Consider the following 15,552-nt stretch of genomic DNA (forward strand, 5'->3'; position numbering starts at 1 on the left):
GGATTAGTAGGATGCAAATGAATAAAGTGATGAAGAGCTTCATTATCGCATTGCCAGTAGTGACAATGATGGCATGTTCTTCAGGCCCTAGCGAAGAAGAATTGGCAGCAGAACGTAACCGTCTTGCCCAAGAACAAGCGGCTGCAGAAGCAGAGGCACGTGAAGCAGAAGCACAACGTGTTAAAGCAGAAGCTGCACAGCGTATGAAGCGTCAAGAAGAAATGGTTCAGCAAGAAATGGAAGCGCTGAAAAACGAACAAACCGTTTACTTTGACTTTGACCGCTCAAGCATCAAGCCAGAGTTCCAGCGTATTCTAGACAAGCACGCGGCATTCTTGGTGAAAAACCCAAGCACTAAAGTGACTATTGAAGGTCATACAGACAGCCGTGGTACGCCAGAGTACAACATTGCACTAGGCGAGCGTCGTGCACAGTCTGTTGAAACTTACCTACTTAATGCTGGCGTAAGCAGCAGCCAAGTAACCGTGGTTTCATACGGTGAAGAAAAACCAGCAGTGATGGGTTCTACTGAGTATGCGTTTGCTCAAAACCGTCGCGGAGTGGTTGTTTACCGCTAATGACTATTCTAACGAATAAGACATTAAAAATGGGCGTCACGTTATGTGGCGCCCTTGCTGTTTCTACCGCATTTGCGCAAGCGCCCGTGGTAGACGCTAATGGCGGCAGTGAATTAGAACAGCGCATTGTTGTGCTTGAGCGTATTGTTAAAAGTCGAACTGAAATGCAGCACAGGCTGCAAACGCAGTTAGATAACATGCAAATGGAAGTCGACCAGCTGCGCGGTGCGGTTGAAGTTAATACCAATGAACTTCAAAAAGTACTTGAGCGTCAGCGTGAGCTTTACCTTGAAATAGATAAACGCGTAGAAGCACTTAAGCAAAGTGGCGCGCTTCAAGGTAGTGCTATGCCTAGTGCAGGTGTTGATTCGGGCTCTGTAAGCTCTCCAGCAGCATCTACGCCTACGCAAGCACCGCAAGCAGGTGAAGACGAAGCCTATGAAAATGCGGTGAATCTAATCCTTAAGTCTCGTGAGTACGATAAAGCCATTCCTGCGTTTCAATCGTTCATATCTCGCTTTCCTAACAGTGGTTACGCACCAAACGCGCACTACTGGTTAGGGCAACTGTTGTTTAACAAGCAGCAGTGGAGCGAAGCAAGTGAGCAATTTAATATTGTAGCTAATCGCTTTACCGATTCTGCTAAGCGTCCAGACGCCTTATTAAAATTAGGTGTCATTGCTGAGCGAACGGGAGACAGTTCAGCAGCGCGACAGCTGTTCCAGCAAGTTGTAAATGATTACCCTGATTCATCGGCAAAACGCCTTGCTGAATCTCGGTTAAATAACTTGTAATGAACAAAGCCTCTAATAAAGAGGCTTTTTTATGAGTTAAAGAAAATTTTTTTTCGAAAATTTCCATTCAGACTGCATAAAACTTCTGCACCAAATCTTACTGTGTTTCGTAGAAAAACGACTAAACTCATTTAGCACTGGTATAAATACCCAGCGATTTGTTTTCATTTTGACCGTTTAGTCGTAATTTGACAGAAAAATGAAAATAAAAGGACGTTATGGGTTGCGTCGAATAAAAATCTGAGTATTATATGCCGCCGTTGCCAAGACACAGGCAACAACAGGAAAGAAAGGGTCGTTAGCTCAGTTGGTAGAGCAGTTGACTTTTAATCAATTGGTCGCTGGTTCGAATCCAGCACGACCCACCACTTTCTCTCCTAGCATCAAATGATGGGTCGTTAGCTCAGTTGGTAGAGCAGTTGACTTTTAATCAATTGGTCGCTGGTTCGAATCCAGCACGACCCACCATCATTTGAATTGCTAAACTTATCTGTGTGTCACTTGATGGGTCGTTAGCTCAGTTGGTAGAGCAGTTGACTTTTAATCAATTGGTCGCTGGTTCGAATCCAGCACGACCCACCATCAAGCCTCAAACTTAAGTATTCCTTTTTTAAATAATCTCCTCAGTACAAAACGCTAATGTTTATTGCGTTTAAAACGCTACTCATCTCATTTTTACTTTGATCTGGTTTACCTAACCCCATGTAGTGGAACAGGTAAGCACAAATACGACTATTTAATTACGCTTATGTTGAATAGGTAGTGTGTAATTTTTATGACAGTTGGGTATAATCCGCACCCTTGTCGCAACAGAGATGTAGGTTAATGTCAGTAGCATTTCGAGTGGATCAGGTAGAGTACCCGTTCCCAGCAAAACCACAGCCATTATCAGAAGCACGTAAAGCTGAGTTAAAGGCAGAGATTAAAGCCTTGCTTAAGGCTCGTAACGCTGTGCTTGTCGCACACTATTACACCGACCACGAAATTCAGGCGCTTGCTGAAGAAACTGGCGGTTGTGTAGCTGACTCGTTAGAAATGGCGCGATTTGGTAGAGATGTAGAAGAGCAAACGTTAATTGTTGCTGGCGTTCGTTTTATGGGCGAAACGGCGAAAATTCTTAGCCCGGAAAAAACCGTGCTAATGCCTACCCTTGAAGCGACCTGTTCCCTTGATATCGGTTGCCCGGTAAAAGAGTTCAGCGAGTTTTGTGACCAACATCCTGACCACACCGTGGTGGTTTACGCGAATACATCAGCAGCGGTGAAAGCGCGGGCTGATTGGGTAGTAACGTCAAGCATTGCCCTTGAGATCGTTGAGCACCTAGACAGCCAGGGCAAGAAAATCATTTGGGGCCCTGACAGACACCTAGGCTCTTACATTGCTAAGCAAACCGGTGCCGACATGCTAATGTGGCAGGGGGAGTGTATCGTTCACGATGAATTCTCTGCGCAGAAGCTTGCAGATATGAAGGCGCTATATCCAAACGCAGCGGTTCTGGTTCACCCTGAATCACCCGCGAGCGTGGTTGAAATGGCAGATGCAGTAGGCTCAACCAGTCAGCTAATAAAAGCTTCGCAAACCATGGATAACGACACCTTTATTGTTGCTACCGATAAAGGCATTTTTTACAAGATGCAACAACTTACTCCAGAGAAGACGTTTATAGAGGCTCCAACGGGCGGTAACGGCGCTACCTGTAAAAGTTGTGCTCACTGCCCTTGGATGGCAATGAACGGCTTAGAAGCGATTAAGGCGTCTTTAACGGGCGAAACTGATGGTCATGAAATCTTTGTTGATGATGAGTTGCGTAAAGGTGCACTTATTCCACTTGATCGCATGCTTAACTTCTCAGCCGAGCTAAAAGCGAAAGGCGGGCTATAAGCGCACGTTTTATAAGCACTTGCTGAATATTTTCCAGCAAGTTCTTGATTAAGCGCGCGGCTTTACCTACTATACGCGCGCTCAAAGGTTTTCGTAGTTAAAAACTTCTTGATACAAAATTTGGAGAGATGGCTGAGTGGCTGAAGGCGCACGCCTGGAAAGTGTGTATACGTTTATAGCGTATCGAGGGTTCGAATCCCTCTCTCTCCGCCAAATACTGAGAACCGGCTTTATGCCGTTTTTTTTGTGCCTAAAGAAATGGACTTAAGCAATTATAAATAAAGCTTTTAAAATAAGTCGTCACCCATATCCACCTACTCTTGATCTTCCACGTACAGGTTTAGGTATCTCTACTACGTAGTATTCGCAATTTTTTATTGTTTTCTACGGAGCACATTTCCATGGTATCTCGAAGGAGTTTCATCAAAGCTGGGGCTGCGCTAGGCCTCACATCAGCAGTAAGTTCTACCGCACTCGCGGACAAACTCAAAGTCAAAGCGTCATCTGGTGAGGTTATGCCGACCAGAGGGCTCTACAATAGTCACGAAATGTTACCCGTAAACAGGCCAGGGGACAGTAAAAGGTACCGCCCTCTATCGCGTATGGGGCTGGGAGGCTTGGCCGCTGGCAATGGTTTCAATACCATATCGCCAGATGAGGAAATACTGAGTATGCTTCACGCAGCTTGGGATTCAGGAATACGTTACTTCGATACCTCACCGTTTTATGGCTTAAGCCTAAGTGAACGCAGGTTTGGTGACTTATTACGTAACAAAAGTCGCGACGACTATGTCTTATCATCTAAGGTTGGTCGACTACTTACACCTTCTTCAGAGCCTCTTGAGAAAAAGTGGCATTGGGCGAATCATTCACCTTTTCATTATAAATATGACTATACAGCGTCAGGTACGCGACGCTCAGTAGAAGACACCTTGCATCGTATTGGCGTGTCGTCTTTAGATATAGTCTATATCCATGATCTCTCTCCGCAAAACAGCGATATGGGCGAGGACTGGGTAAAGTATTACGATGAAGCTGTTAAAGGCGCAATGCCAGAGCTTTCAAAAATGCGTGACGAAGGCATCATAAAAGCTTGGGGGTTTGGTATAAATACGCCTGAGGTTGTTTATAAATCACTAGAAGATTCAGACCCTGACATATTTTTACTCGCACTGCAGTATTCATTGCTCGACCACGAAGTTGCGTTACAGAAAACCTTTCCTATGATCGAAAGGCGAGATATGTCAGTGGTAGTGGGCGCACCGCTTAATGGTGGCTACTTGGCTGGACGCGATAGATTTAATTACGACAGCACAATTCCTGAAAAAATGAAGCAAAAATATGCTGCAATCAGCAATATTGCCTACAAGTATGGTATCGATATGAAGACAGCGGCATTACAGTTCGCTGAAGCGCCAGAAGTTGTCTCAGCAATAATTCCTGGTGCTAGAACGGCAGAGCAAATACACGAAAATGTAGCTGCAATGAAGGTTAAAGTACCCAACGACTTTTGGAGTGAGCTTAAGAGCGAAGGGCTTATTGTCCAAGCAGCGCCAGTTCCCAATGCTTAACGCAGCACTTAGGGTCATGAAATAATGGCCCTTTTATTATTTAGCTGTTCATCTTAAAGCGCTCGATTGTTATTGCACTTTACCTAACTACATCAGCCAATCATCGCTATTTGAAAACGTTCTCGCAGTGAGCGCGTAAACACAATTATGAAAGGAATTTACCACTTCAATGGAGAATGTTATGAAAAACAACGTGCGCACAGCTATTGTCACAGGATCATCGCGAGGTATTGGTGCTGAAATCGCTAAACGATTGAGCCAAGAAAACACCCAGGTTGTTGTAAATTACTCGGGAAGTGAAGAGCAAGCGCAAAGCGTGGTTGATGATATAAAGAAGAAAGGGGGCGTTGCTTGTGCCATTCAAGCGGACGTGTCTGATATTACAAGTGTAAAACATCTTTTTGATGAGACTGAAAAGCAATTTGGTCCGGTCGATATACTCGTTAACAATGCGGGCGTTCTTTCTATGGATGCATTAGCAGATGTGAGTGAAGATACCATTCATCAACATGTGGATATCAATCTTAAAGGCGTCATGTTCACCACGCAGCAAGCAGTTAATCGGCTAAACCAAGGTGGCCGAATCGTAAATATATCCACCTCTATAGTAGGTCTTAAATTAGAAAAATATGGCATTTACGCGGCAACAAAAGCTGGCGTTGAAACGTTAACTGCCATTACGTCTAAAGAGTTATGGGGAAAAGACATTACAGTAAATGCTGTTGCACCCGGCCCCACTGACACCGAACTGTTTATGAAAGGCAAGTCGGAAGACTTTGTTGAGAAGTTAAAAAATATGGCGCCATTGGAGCGTTTAGGTACGCCAAAGGATATTGCTAATGTTGTTGCATTCTTATGTAGCGAAGACGGTATCTGGATAAATGGTCAAGTTATCAGAGCAAACGGTGGCATTGTTTAAGGTCTATGAAGCATATTGGTTTAATCAAAAAGAAACCCGCGATTAAGCGGGTTTCAATCAATATATGAAGCAATACTAAACTAACGTTTTCTGCCTGCGCAGACGTATTCGCTCAATTTTTCTTACTTAGCCACCTGCTGGTGAAGCTTGATCAGATCAGGTAGCTTTTTCGCGTAAATTGCTTTCTTTGTACCTGGGTGAAGTAGTTGGCTTACGAAAGTGCGTAGGAAGCCAAGTACAAAAGTTTGAACGCGATCAGCGTCTGCTTCGCTTGGGTTAGCGATAAGCTTTTCTGTTTCTTCTTGCACTTTATGTACAATTGGGTCCATGGTGTCTTTGCCCGCTACTAGGTCGTTTCCTGTAGCTACACCTTTGCCAAGTAAGTCGCGTACTGCATCGTAAAGGTCGGCAGAAACAGCGTTAGTTTGCCCCCAGTTTGCAATGTTGTACTCTTCAGAAATTTTATCTAGCTCGGCAGTTGGATCGCTAGATTTCAATAGGCCTTCAATAAGTTTGTGTGCTTCGGTTTGTTTTACAGGTGTTGATAATTCTGACATGATTTACTTGATGAAATAGTGAAAAAGCGTTTTATAAATACTTTTCTATTTGCTGTCAAGGTAGCTGGTTTTTAGCTTCATTTATTTTCTTTATATATCAATTTCTTACACTTTTCCGTGCGGTAAAAGCCGTTAACAGTAATGCACAAGGTTATTTTCTATGCCATCTAACTTAGTTTTACGGTGCTTACCGTGAAAGCCATTTTCTTCGACCACGACGGTACGCTTATCGACTCAGAAATGACGCATTTTGAGTTATGGAAAACCATGCTGGCTGGAATGGGTAAAGAGTTAACATTTGAGTATTACCACACCCGTATGGCTGGTATCTCAGTAATGAATAATGCTAGCGATATCATTCGGGATTTTTCACTTTCCTTGTCGCCACACGCGCTTTTTAAGCAGAGAAGGGCACTTACTCTTCAGTTTTTAGAACAACAGGCGTTTCCCTTAATGCGAGGGGCTAAAGAAGCCCTTATGTTTTGTAAAACTCGTGGCTTGCGCGTAGCCATAGTGACGGGGGGCGCTCGGTTGGCGGTTGAAAAGACACTCTCTTTCTATGGTTTTGAGGATATTGTCGAGTGTATCGTTTCATCTGATGACGTAGTTGAAGGTAAACCTTCGCCCGATTGTTATTTAGCTGCCCTATCTCAAATGAAGTTGGCTGCACATGAAGTAGTGGCTGTTGAAGACACAGAGTTTGGGTTGCAAGCCGCCGTTAGTGCAGGAATTAAAACGGCTGCAATCCCCACACCCTTATCGGCAAGTCACGACTTTTCGGCGGCCCTTGGGGTATTTGAAAACCTTGAGAGCTGGGTAGCGACATTACCCCAATAGGAAAAGAGATAGCAAACGAACTACGCTGACATTCGCTTTTCCTGTTTACGCCCATTTATCTGCTGTTTTGAGCGAACGGGGAAAGGCATTGTAAATGAAGAACGTTGCACGTTATCGCTTTTATTACCCGCTAATTGATTGGTGTCCGCCGTAATACTAATCTTATCGCTGTGCTGGGCTATGTCTACTCTGTCTAGTAATTTGACACCTACATCTACATCTTCACCTACACTTACACCTACATCTTGCGCGTCTTCGTCTAAGAATCTGATGCCCGCAAGTTTCCCAAGCTTATAATCATGACGAAGTTGTGCATCTGAGCTACCAAGTAACTTACTTTGCAGTTTATCAGATGCAAAAATTTGTATAACTTCTACACCCTCTGGCGGGTTTTCAATAAACGCCAACTCTTTTTGATACGCTTGTTCGTGCTGTAGCAAATAGTCGATAGTCTTCGGACACGTACCTGTTGCACACATCACAGCACTTAATTTCTGCAACCAAGGCGACTGTGCTTGAAAGCCTTTATCTACAGTGCGAATAACCACAATCTTCGTCGCTCCGCGTTTGTATGCCTCAGTAACGGGTAACGGCGCTGCTAAACCACCGTCTAGATAAAAATCCGTATTGGCTGCTGGTTTAGTTTCAACATCAATGTGAAGCGGTACGCCTTGTTTGTATAGCAAAGGAAGTGCACTTGACGCCTTGATAAGGTCTACCCAGTTGTGAGTGCTTTTCATAGGGTCCAAAAAGTACGCTTGTCTATCTCTTGAATTGGTAGCGGTAAACAAAATTTCTCTGTCCGCCACGTTTGCCTTAGCCGTATCAAGATCAAGTAGTCGGTTCGCTTCTTTGGTTTTGTCAAAATACCAATCTAAATCGACTATATGCTTACCCATTAAGCCTCTTCCCATTTGAAAGAAACGTTTGTGCCGGGTTAAGCCGCGAATAAGACGTTTTGCATAGCCTTTTTGACGCGCAACAAAGCTCGTTAGGTTCTGTGAACCTGCTGATGTACCAATAAGAATATCGAAAGGGTCGTGACCCGCGTCTAGCCATGTATCCAGTACGCCTGCTGTAAAGATGCCACGTTGCCCACCACCTTCCGCAACTAGGGCAACTTTGCCTCTATTCGGCATATCAGCATTGCGAGCTTTAGAATAAGCTAAAGAAGGTGCAGATTTTTGACCCAACATGACGATCCTCTATTTGACCTTGTATACAAATTGACTACTTGGTCTAATTGTAGAGAGATCACAGACCAGGTGAAAATTGAAAGAATGAATCGTATTGATAGGAAATAGCTGATACTGCAACACTTTTTGTTATCTGTGTGTAATTTTTGTGTTTACATTTTGATCGTTTAATCGCAGTCTTAAAGATGTAAAACGCTGAATATTCATCGGGAGTCATTCATGAAAATTGCCGTGTTAGGTGCGGGAAGTATCGGGTGTTATGTTGCGGGCTGCTTATTAGCGTCTGACTTCATATTAGTTGCTTCTAATGTAATTACGCTCATTGGCCGGCAGCGTTTGTGTGATGACATCACAGTAAACGGTATAAAAGTATCCGATTGGCAAGGCCGGGAGCAGCTAATTAACCCTGCAAAAATCACTTTCTCAATAAGAAACGAAAGTTTGCCTGACGCTGACGTCATTTTGCTGTGTGTTAAAAGTCAAGATACCGAGCAGGCTGCTGCTATCCTCAACCGCTATGCAAAGCAATCTGCAGTCATAATTAGTCTTCAAAACGGAGTGGGAAATGCTCACTTGCTTCGCCAACATGTAAAGCAGCGCGTAATTGCAGGTATGGTGCCATTCAATGTTTTTTATAAAGGTAAAGGCCATTTTCACTGCGGCACTGAAGGTAATATTGCCCTTGAAGACCCCAACAACCATTGCTCTAACATCATAAAGGCGTTTAGAAACGCGTCCTTGCCGGTAACAGTCTATGACGATATGAAGGCTATACAGTATGGCAAACTCATTATGAACTTGAATAACGCGGTTAATGCATTATCAGGCATACCGTTAAAATCACAGTTGGAAGACCGTCAATACAGGTTGGTGACGGCTAAGGTATTGTCCGAAGCCTTGGCAGTGTTAAAAGCAGAAGGCATCACACCAGCTAGAACCGGTAAGGTTATTCCCAAACTGATGCCACACATTATGAATTTGCCCAATTTTTTATTTAATGTGGTCGCTTCTTCTACGCTTAAAATAGATCCCGAAGCTCGTTCATCAATGTATGAAGATTTGATGCTGGGGCGACAAACTGAAATAGATTACTTGAATGGTGAAATAGTCAGGCTAGGCGAGAAAAATGATATCCCAACGCCAGTGAACAAGCATATTGTTGGTCTGGTAAAGCTGCATGAAGTTGCTCGAAAAGGAAGTCCTCACTTACCTGCAAGTGCAATGCTAATAACATAGTGACCCAGCCTACTGACGTATTTCGACGCTAATTATTACAGTTTTATGTCATTTTTGTGTCACAGCCCTTGATTCTTATACTAAAGTATATATCCTGCGCGCAAATTTCCGTTATATTTAGTGTGCTTTGCTTTTTCAAAACGTCTTTTCTGCTTGTCTTTTGCTGAGCGCTTCAGCAGTATCATTTTCACCCTTGTCTGTTGTAGCCTCAGACACTAATACTGAGCGTGAGTCTAGCTCCACGTCTTCTACATACAATGGCAATGGCCTAACATTTCAAAGCGACAACGACACCTTGTCGCTACGCGTGCGCGGTCGCCTTCAGTTTCGTTATGCCAACCCTGGTATAGGCCAACCTACCGAGCTTGCTGATTTTACACATAATGCCGGGAATCAATTTGGTATTAACAGGGCGCGAGTGAAGTTAGATGGTCACATTGGTGTACCTTGGATTACATATGATGTGGAATATGATGCGGTTGACCAGCGTACGCTGAGCGCCACTTTATCTTTTGAAAAATATGACGCGCTTCGGTTTAAACTGGGTCAGTGGAAAGTCGAATATTCCAGAGAGCGCAGTGTTAGCAGCGGCGGCCAACAAATGATGGACCGATCAATTATCAATAGAATTTTCACCCTAGACAGACAAATGGGCGCATCGCTATACGGTCATGTCGATAAGGGTGGGGCTTCTAATTTTAATTATTGGATAGGCGTATTTAATGGGTCTGGTCGAGGTGAATACAGTAATCATGACGGAGAAGCCATGTATGCCGGGCGTTTTCAGTGGAATGTGTTAGGAGAAAAGGTTGATTTTAACAACAGCGATATTGAACGTTCAGCTAAACCTAAAGCTGCTTTGGCAGTAGCTGGGGCGAAGTTCAAAAGCCAGTTCACGCGTTTTTCATCCTCGGGTGCAGGTAACTTGACCAACTTCGATGAAGGTGAGGTGGAAGGCCAGTACGATATTGCGCAATTCGTTATAGACGGCGCATATTTTTACAAGGGCTTAAATGCACAAGCGGAATATCACGAAAAAGAAATTGTCGACCTAGCAAACGACAACACCCAGTCTACACTGCGCGGTTATTATGTGCAGGCGGGGTATTTCTTAAGTGAATCAATTGAAGGGTGGCCTGAACCCCTTGAAATAGCTGCGCGCTACGGAACTTACTCGTCAAACAATAATGAACACGATGACCACTTTTTTGAAAAGACCCTAGCATTCAATTATTTTTTTAATGGCCATGAAAACAAACTCACCGCAGAAATAAGTCGCGTTTCACTTGACCAGTTTGATACTGAAGTAGGGGACGAAACCATTTATGCTTTGCAGTGGGATGTGAGTTTTTAAATGCTTACGCCCTGCGAGTAAGAAAGTCATTTAAAATGGCGACGAGACGAGTCTTGTCAATGGGCTTGCCCACGTGAGCATCCATTCCTGCAGCTAGACAGTCTTCGATGTCCTGCTGCATGGCATTGGCGGTTAGTGCAACTATGGGGGTCTTTAACTTAAGCGCATCTCTAATATGTCGCGTGGCACTCAGCCCGTCTACTTCTGGCATTTGAATATCCATAAGCACTAAATCATAGGTGTTCGCTTTTAGTGCATCAATAGCCTTTTGTCCGTTCGATACGTGCGTAAAATCTAAGTGGTATTCATCAAGAAGTGCCTTTATGACTTCAACGTTAATGTCATTGTCTTCAGCAAGGAGAATACGAGCGCCTTTAAGTAAGCACGGTTGCTTATCTTTCTCTGGTAATGGTTCATCAATATCTTCTGCAATAGCAAATGTCACATCAAATGAAAAAGTAGAACCATGCGCCAATTCACTTTCAAGCGTCAGTGAAGAACCCATTAGCTTAAGCAAATTGTTGCTGATGTTAAGCCCAAGACCTGTACCTCCATACTTGCGTGCTATGGAGCTTTCTGCCTGTGTGAAAGGTGTAAACAGCTTCACTTGGTTCTCTTTCGAAATACCAATTCCGTTATCTTTTACCCAGCAGTGTAGGGTGCATTGACGTTCGTTGACTTCAGCCACGGATAACCCGATTTCGATAACCCCTTTATCAGAAAATTTGATGGCATTACTTAATAGATTGGCCAATATCTGCTTGAACCTTAGTTCATCAAACATTAAATCGATGTTGAGGCTCTTGTCGATACGAAGCTGGAGCAATAGTCCTTTACGTTCTGCTTGGTCTGAAAAAATGTCGACCAGTGTGAGTAGGCTTTCATTGATATTGTGGGGTCTGATAGCCAATGTTAGCTTGCCCGCTTCAATTTTCGAGAAGTCGAGTAGGTCGTTAATAAGTTGAAGCAGCATTTCAGAAGCGTTGACGATTTTCTTGGTAAGATCTTTTGCCTGCACGTCTTCTGCACGGCTCGCTAACGATTGTCCAAAGCCAATAATGGCATTTAAAGGTGTACGAATCTCATGGCTAATATTAGAAATAAACTCAGACTTTAACCGATTATTTAATTCTGCTTTTTCTTTCGCTGTTAAGTAGAGCGCATTAGCCTGTCGTGATTTACTCAGTAATATCAAAATGATAATAATTGTTAGAAGTGTAAGAGTCACAAGTACAATGAGGAGAGTGGAAAAAAGTGACTGGGTGCGCTGAGCCTCGGTTTTTATCAAAAGCGCTTCTTCGAAGGCTTTGTTTTCATTCTCTAGTTGATTAGCTCTGTCTTTTTCTTGGGTTATTTGATCAACCAAGTTCGCGCTTTTTATGAGCTCTAGGTCTTCGTATTTTTTTGCATTTAAGTAGGCTTGGTGGAAAACCTCAAATTGCTTGAACGCCAGTGCGTGATCGCCTTTCGCAGCGGTAATGTAAGCTTCTGTTTTGTCGAGTTGAGCACGCCACGTTGTTTGCTCATCTTCGCGATTAAGATCATAAAGTTTGCGGGCATTATTGAGCGCATCCGTCGCTTCATTTAATTCACCTAAACTAAGGTGGGCTTCCGCTTTTAATCGGTAAATTTCGCTATTGTAAAAAGAAGAAGAAAGAGGATGAGCAAGAACATTATCAGACAGTGTCAGCGCTTTCTTAAGGTTACCTGAACGATAATAGGTAGTGGCGATGCCGTAAGTAGCAAGGAATTCAGAATAATTAATATCTATTTGCGAATCATACTCGATGGCACGTTCAAAATAATCGATAGCCTTACTATATTCTTTTAAGTTTCGATACAAAATACCGATGGCATAAAGGTTGTCACTGACCAATATTCGCTGGTATTCGGCCTGTGCACCCTCTAAAGACTTATCATAATAGGTAAGTGCAATATCATAAGCGCTCACTGATTGATAATAGTCTGCCACTATGGCGTAGTACAGGGGTCTAAGTTCAGTAAGCTTGTGTTTGGTGAGTATATCGTTAACCGAATTGATAAGTTCAGCGTTAGGCGCGAAAACCTGTCCTTCGCTATAGGTCAATACCTGGTAAATAAGGGCGTAGGCTTTGATACTCGGTGGTATATTTGGCGTAGATATAACTTTATCAAAGTACGCGTAGGCTTTCTTATATTCAGCAGAAATACCGTGCATCCTAGCCACACCAGTTGCAATGGTAAGGCCGTCGCTCGTATTGTCTTGCAACTTTGTCAGCGTATTAATGATTTGGTCGGAAGGTCGTTGATGGATGGCAAGTTGGTACTGAACATAAAGTGCACCCACTTTTCTTTTTTCGTCTAGCGTTAAATCTTCAGATAACAACCAAGCTTCTAACTTTTCTATTGCAGCACCTATTGGCATAGGAACAGAGGTTTCTACGTCTATCTTTATTTTGCTGACATCCTCTGCAATAGACGCATTGGCATGAACTGTTCCAACGCACCAAATAAGGGTTAGCAAGAGTGTCAAACTAATAAAATACTGCAAACTAAGTGACCTGAATAAATCATATGTCTCTTATATTAAACGATTAAGCCCGTTTGTAATTTAAGCAATAAGTCTAAAGTTAAGTATAGTATGCAATGTGTAACGTTTAATAAGAGGTAGGCATGCAAGAAAGTATAAAACTCAACTATGTCGAATTTGCATCTTTAGATCTTGGTCTCTCAAAAGTTTTTTTTGAAAGCGCGTTTGGCTGGCGTTTTACCGACTATGGCAGCGAATACAGTGCGTTTAGCAATGCTGGCTTGGACGGTGGTATATTTGCGTCTGAACGGGTGTTAAAGACAGAAACTGGCGCACCTTTGTTGGTACTTTATGCCTCTAATATTTCTGAAGCTCAACGTCGTGTAGAAAATGCTGGTGGAACAATTACTAAGCCGCTATTTGATTTTCCTGGTGGTTGTCGATTTCATTTTGTTGAGCCTGGCGGAAATGAGCTTGCAGTTTGGTCTGAGTCGGTAAAATAACGGTTAAGTACGAATTTTACCACTCGGCAGTGTCGCTGTTGGTCGCTCAGCAAACAAAAACGCCTTGCGAAAGTATCCCCGCAAGGCGTTTTAACGTTTAATTTAATTAGCTAAAAACTATCCGTTAGTTTTGTTCTAACACAATACGCAACATTCTGCGAAGCGGCTCTGCGGCACCCCACAAGAGTTGATCGCCAACTGTGAAAGCCGAAATATATTCTGGGCCCATGCTTAGCTTGCGAATACGGCCAACGGGTATAGATAGCGTACCGGTAACTTTTGCAGGCGTAAGTTCTTGCATGGTTGCGTCGCGATCGTTTGGAATAACTTTTACCCAATCGTTGTGCTTAGCAAGAATGTCTTCAATTTCAGTAAGCGGCAAATCTTTCTTAAGTTTTAGCGTAATGGCTTGGCTGTGGCAGCGCATTGCGCCAACGCGCACACAAATACCGTCAATAGGTACTTCGCTATCTTTTATGCCAAGAATTTTATTTGCTTCGGCTTGTGCTTTCCACTCTTCACGGCTTTGACCTGAAGGTAGTTGTGAATCAATATACGGAATTAGGCTGCCCGCAAGCGGTACACCAAACTGTTCGCTAGGGTAGTCTGAGCTTCTAATAAACTCTGACACTTGCTGATCAATTTCTAAAATTGCGGTAGCTGGGTCTTCAACCTTTTCTTTCACATTGCTGTGAATAGCGCCCATTTGACTAATAAGCTCACGCATGTGCTTCGCACCTGACCCTGAAGCGGCTTGATAAGTCATCGGAGATGCCCATTCAACAAGATCTTTCTCGAACAGACCACCTAACGCTAGCAACATCAGTGAAACCGTGCAGTTTCCACCCACGTAAGTGCGAATGCCTTTCTCAATGCCACTATCAATTTCTTTACGGTTTACAGGATCTAGAATAATTACAGCGTCGTCTTTCATACGAAGCGCAGACGCAGCATCAATCCAATAACCTTTCCAGCCAGTGGCTCTTAAGTCATTGTACACTGCTTTTGTGTAGTCGCCGCCCTGACAGGTAATAATAATATCTTGTTTAGATAGCGCTTCGATGTCGTGCGCATCTTCTAGAACACCAGCATCTTTACCAGCAAAATCTGGTGCTGCACTACCTTTTTGCGAGGTAGTGAAAAAGGTGGGCTCAATGTGCGCGAAATCTTGCTCTTCTTGCATGCGCTGCATTAATACTGAGCCAACCATACCGCGCCAGCCCACTAAACCTACTTTTTGTTGTGACATTAAACTGAGAACCCTTGTTACTAAAATGAAAAGTACGTTATCACCTATGTTTATCAAAATTATTCAATACGCAGTCCCTTTCGATATTTGGCGCGTGTATTAAAAAACATAAAAGTGATGTCGAGCGCCGCTTATGTAGATGTCGGCGCAATACCTGTCGTTTTTATTTTTGTCCTCGCAGTCTAAGTGTTATTTATCGCGCTGGCTAGATGGTTTTTATAAATTATCTATCGCAGATATAAGCATTTTAAAAACGCTAGATATATATGCAGCCTATTATATAGATTTCTTTGAAACTGCTTTTACTAAAGGCTGTGTTATCGAGTTTCTTTATCACTGGTAACCTGTCTCAGTATGCGTTGGTTCGA

Annotated in this window: 13 protein-coding genes and 4 tRNA genes; 13 read left to right on the plus strand and 4 right to left on the minus strand. The window is 43.2% G+C overall.

The window, feature by feature from the left end:
• The first annotated feature begins 11 nt into the window (after window positions 1–11).
• From pal to E5672_RS03585, 9 genes are all read left to right on the plus strand, one after another.
• On the plus strand, window positions 12–578 hold the full coding sequence (gene pal / locus E5672_RS03545; RefSeq protein ID WP_014948870.1) for a peptidoglycan-associated lipoprotein Pal: 567 nt from the start codon (window positions 12–14) through the stop codon (window positions 576–578).
• The gene (gene ybgF, locus E5672_RS03550; protein ID WP_136780931.1) at window positions 578–1,372 is read left to right on the plus strand and encodes a tol-pal system protein YbgF; all 795 of its coding nucleotides are present in this window, start codon (window positions 578–580) and stop codon (window positions 1,370–1,372) included. The genes pal and ybgF overlap by 1 nt, the downstream gene beginning before the upstream one ends.
• Before the next feature lie 292 nt (window positions 1,373–1,664).
• Window positions 1,665–1,740, plus strand: a tRNA-Lys gene (locus E5672_RS03555).
• 24 nt (window positions 1,741–1,764) lie between these two features.
• Window positions 1,765–1,840, plus strand: a tRNA-Lys gene (locus tag E5672_RS03560).
• Between the two features lie 38 nt (window positions 1,841–1,878).
• A tRNA-Lys gene (locus E5672_RS03565) sits at window positions 1,879–1,954 on the plus strand.
• Between the two features lie 243 nt (window positions 1,955–2,197).
• On the plus strand, window positions 2,198–3,253 hold the full coding sequence (gene nadA, locus E5672_RS03570) for a quinolinate synthase NadA (protein WP_136780932.1): 1,056 nt from the start codon (window positions 2,198–2,200) through the stop codon (window positions 3,251–3,253).
• A 122-nt stretch (window positions 3,254–3,375) separates the two neighbouring features.
• Window positions 3,376–3,466 (plus strand) — tRNA-Ser (locus E5672_RS03575).
• Between the two features lie 188 nt (window positions 3,467–3,654).
• Window positions 3,655–4,824 carry an aldo/keto reductase gene (locus tag E5672_RS03580; RefSeq protein ID WP_136780933.1) on the plus strand — a complete coding sequence of 390 codons (1,170 nt, stop codon included), beginning with the start codon at window positions 3,655–3,657 and terminating at the stop codon, window positions 4,822–4,824.
• A 181-nt stretch (window positions 4,825–5,005) separates the two neighbouring features.
• On the plus strand, window positions 5,006–5,743 hold the full coding sequence (locus tag E5672_RS03585; RefSeq protein WP_136780934.1) for an SDR family oxidoreductase: 738 nt from the start codon (window positions 5,006–5,008) through the stop codon (window positions 5,741–5,743).
• A gap of 122 nt (window positions 5,744–5,865) precedes the next feature.
• Here E5672_RS03585 and E5672_RS03590 read toward each other — a convergent pair whose 3' ends face one another.
• Entirely contained in the window at window positions 5,866–6,300 is a 435-nt protein-coding gene (locus E5672_RS03590) for a hypothetical protein (protein WP_136780935.1), read from the minus strand.
• A 192-nt stretch (window positions 6,301–6,492) separates the two neighbouring features.
• On the opposite strand from E5672_RS03590, the gene E5672_RS03595 reads away from it, so the two are divergent.
• Window positions 6,493–7,137: an HAD family hydrolase gene (locus E5672_RS03595; RefSeq protein WP_161569372.1), complete on the plus strand. Its 645-nt coding sequence runs from the start codon at window positions 6,493–6,495 to the stop codon at window positions 7,135–7,137.
• Window positions 7,138–7,157: 20 nt separating this feature from the next.
• On the opposite strand, the gene E5672_RS03600 is transcribed toward E5672_RS03595, so the two are convergent.
• Window positions 7,158–8,333 carry a patatin-like phospholipase family protein gene (locus tag E5672_RS03600; RefSeq protein WP_136780937.1) on the minus strand — a complete coding sequence of 392 codons (1,176 nt, stop codon included), beginning with the start codon at window positions 8,331–8,333 and terminating at the stop codon, window positions 7,158–7,160.
• Window positions 8,334–8,552: 219 nt separating this feature from the next.
• Here E5672_RS03600 and E5672_RS03605 point away from each other — a divergent pair, with 219 nt between their 5' ends.
• The gene (locus E5672_RS03605) at window positions 8,553–9,569 is read left to right on the plus strand and encodes a 2-dehydropantoate 2-reductase (protein WP_136780938.1); all 1,017 of its coding nucleotides are present in this window, start codon (window positions 8,553–8,555) and stop codon (window positions 9,567–9,569) included.
• A 193-nt stretch (window positions 9,570–9,762) separates the two neighbouring features.
• Window positions 9,763–10,923 (plus strand): porin, encoded by a 1,161-nt coding sequence (locus E5672_RS03610; protein WP_240692145.1) that lies wholly within the window; start codon window positions 9,763–9,765, stop codon window positions 10,921–10,923.
• A 4-nt stretch (window positions 10,924–10,927) separates the two neighbouring features.
• Here E5672_RS03610 and E5672_RS03615 read toward each other — a convergent pair whose 3' ends face one another.
• Window positions 10,928–13,453, minus strand: a complete 2,526-nt coding sequence (locus E5672_RS03615) for a response regulator (protein ID WP_240692146.1) — start codon at window positions 13,451–13,453, stop codon at window positions 10,928–10,930.
• A 122-nt stretch (window positions 13,454–13,575) separates the two neighbouring features.
• Here E5672_RS03615 and E5672_RS03620 point away from each other — a divergent pair, with 122 nt between their 5' ends.
• On the plus strand, window positions 13,576–13,935 hold the full coding sequence (locus tag E5672_RS03620; protein WP_136780940.1) for a VOC family protein: 360 nt from the start codon (window positions 13,576–13,578) through the stop codon (window positions 13,933–13,935).
• 124 nt (window positions 13,936–14,059) lie between these two features.
• Here E5672_RS03620 and asd read toward each other — a convergent pair whose 3' ends face one another.
• A complete protein-coding gene (asd, locus tag E5672_RS03625; protein WP_136780941.1) occupies window positions 14,060–15,184 on the minus strand; it encodes an aspartate-semialdehyde dehydrogenase in 1,125 nt (374 codons plus the stop codon).
• Between the last annotated feature and the right edge of the window lie 368 nt (window positions 15,185–15,552).

The sequence above is a fragment of the Alteromonas portus genome (assembly GCF_005117025.1).
In the GTDB taxonomy this organism is placed as follows: Bacteria; Pseudomonadota; Gammaproteobacteria; order Enterobacterales; family Alteromonadaceae; genus Alteromonas; species Alteromonas portus.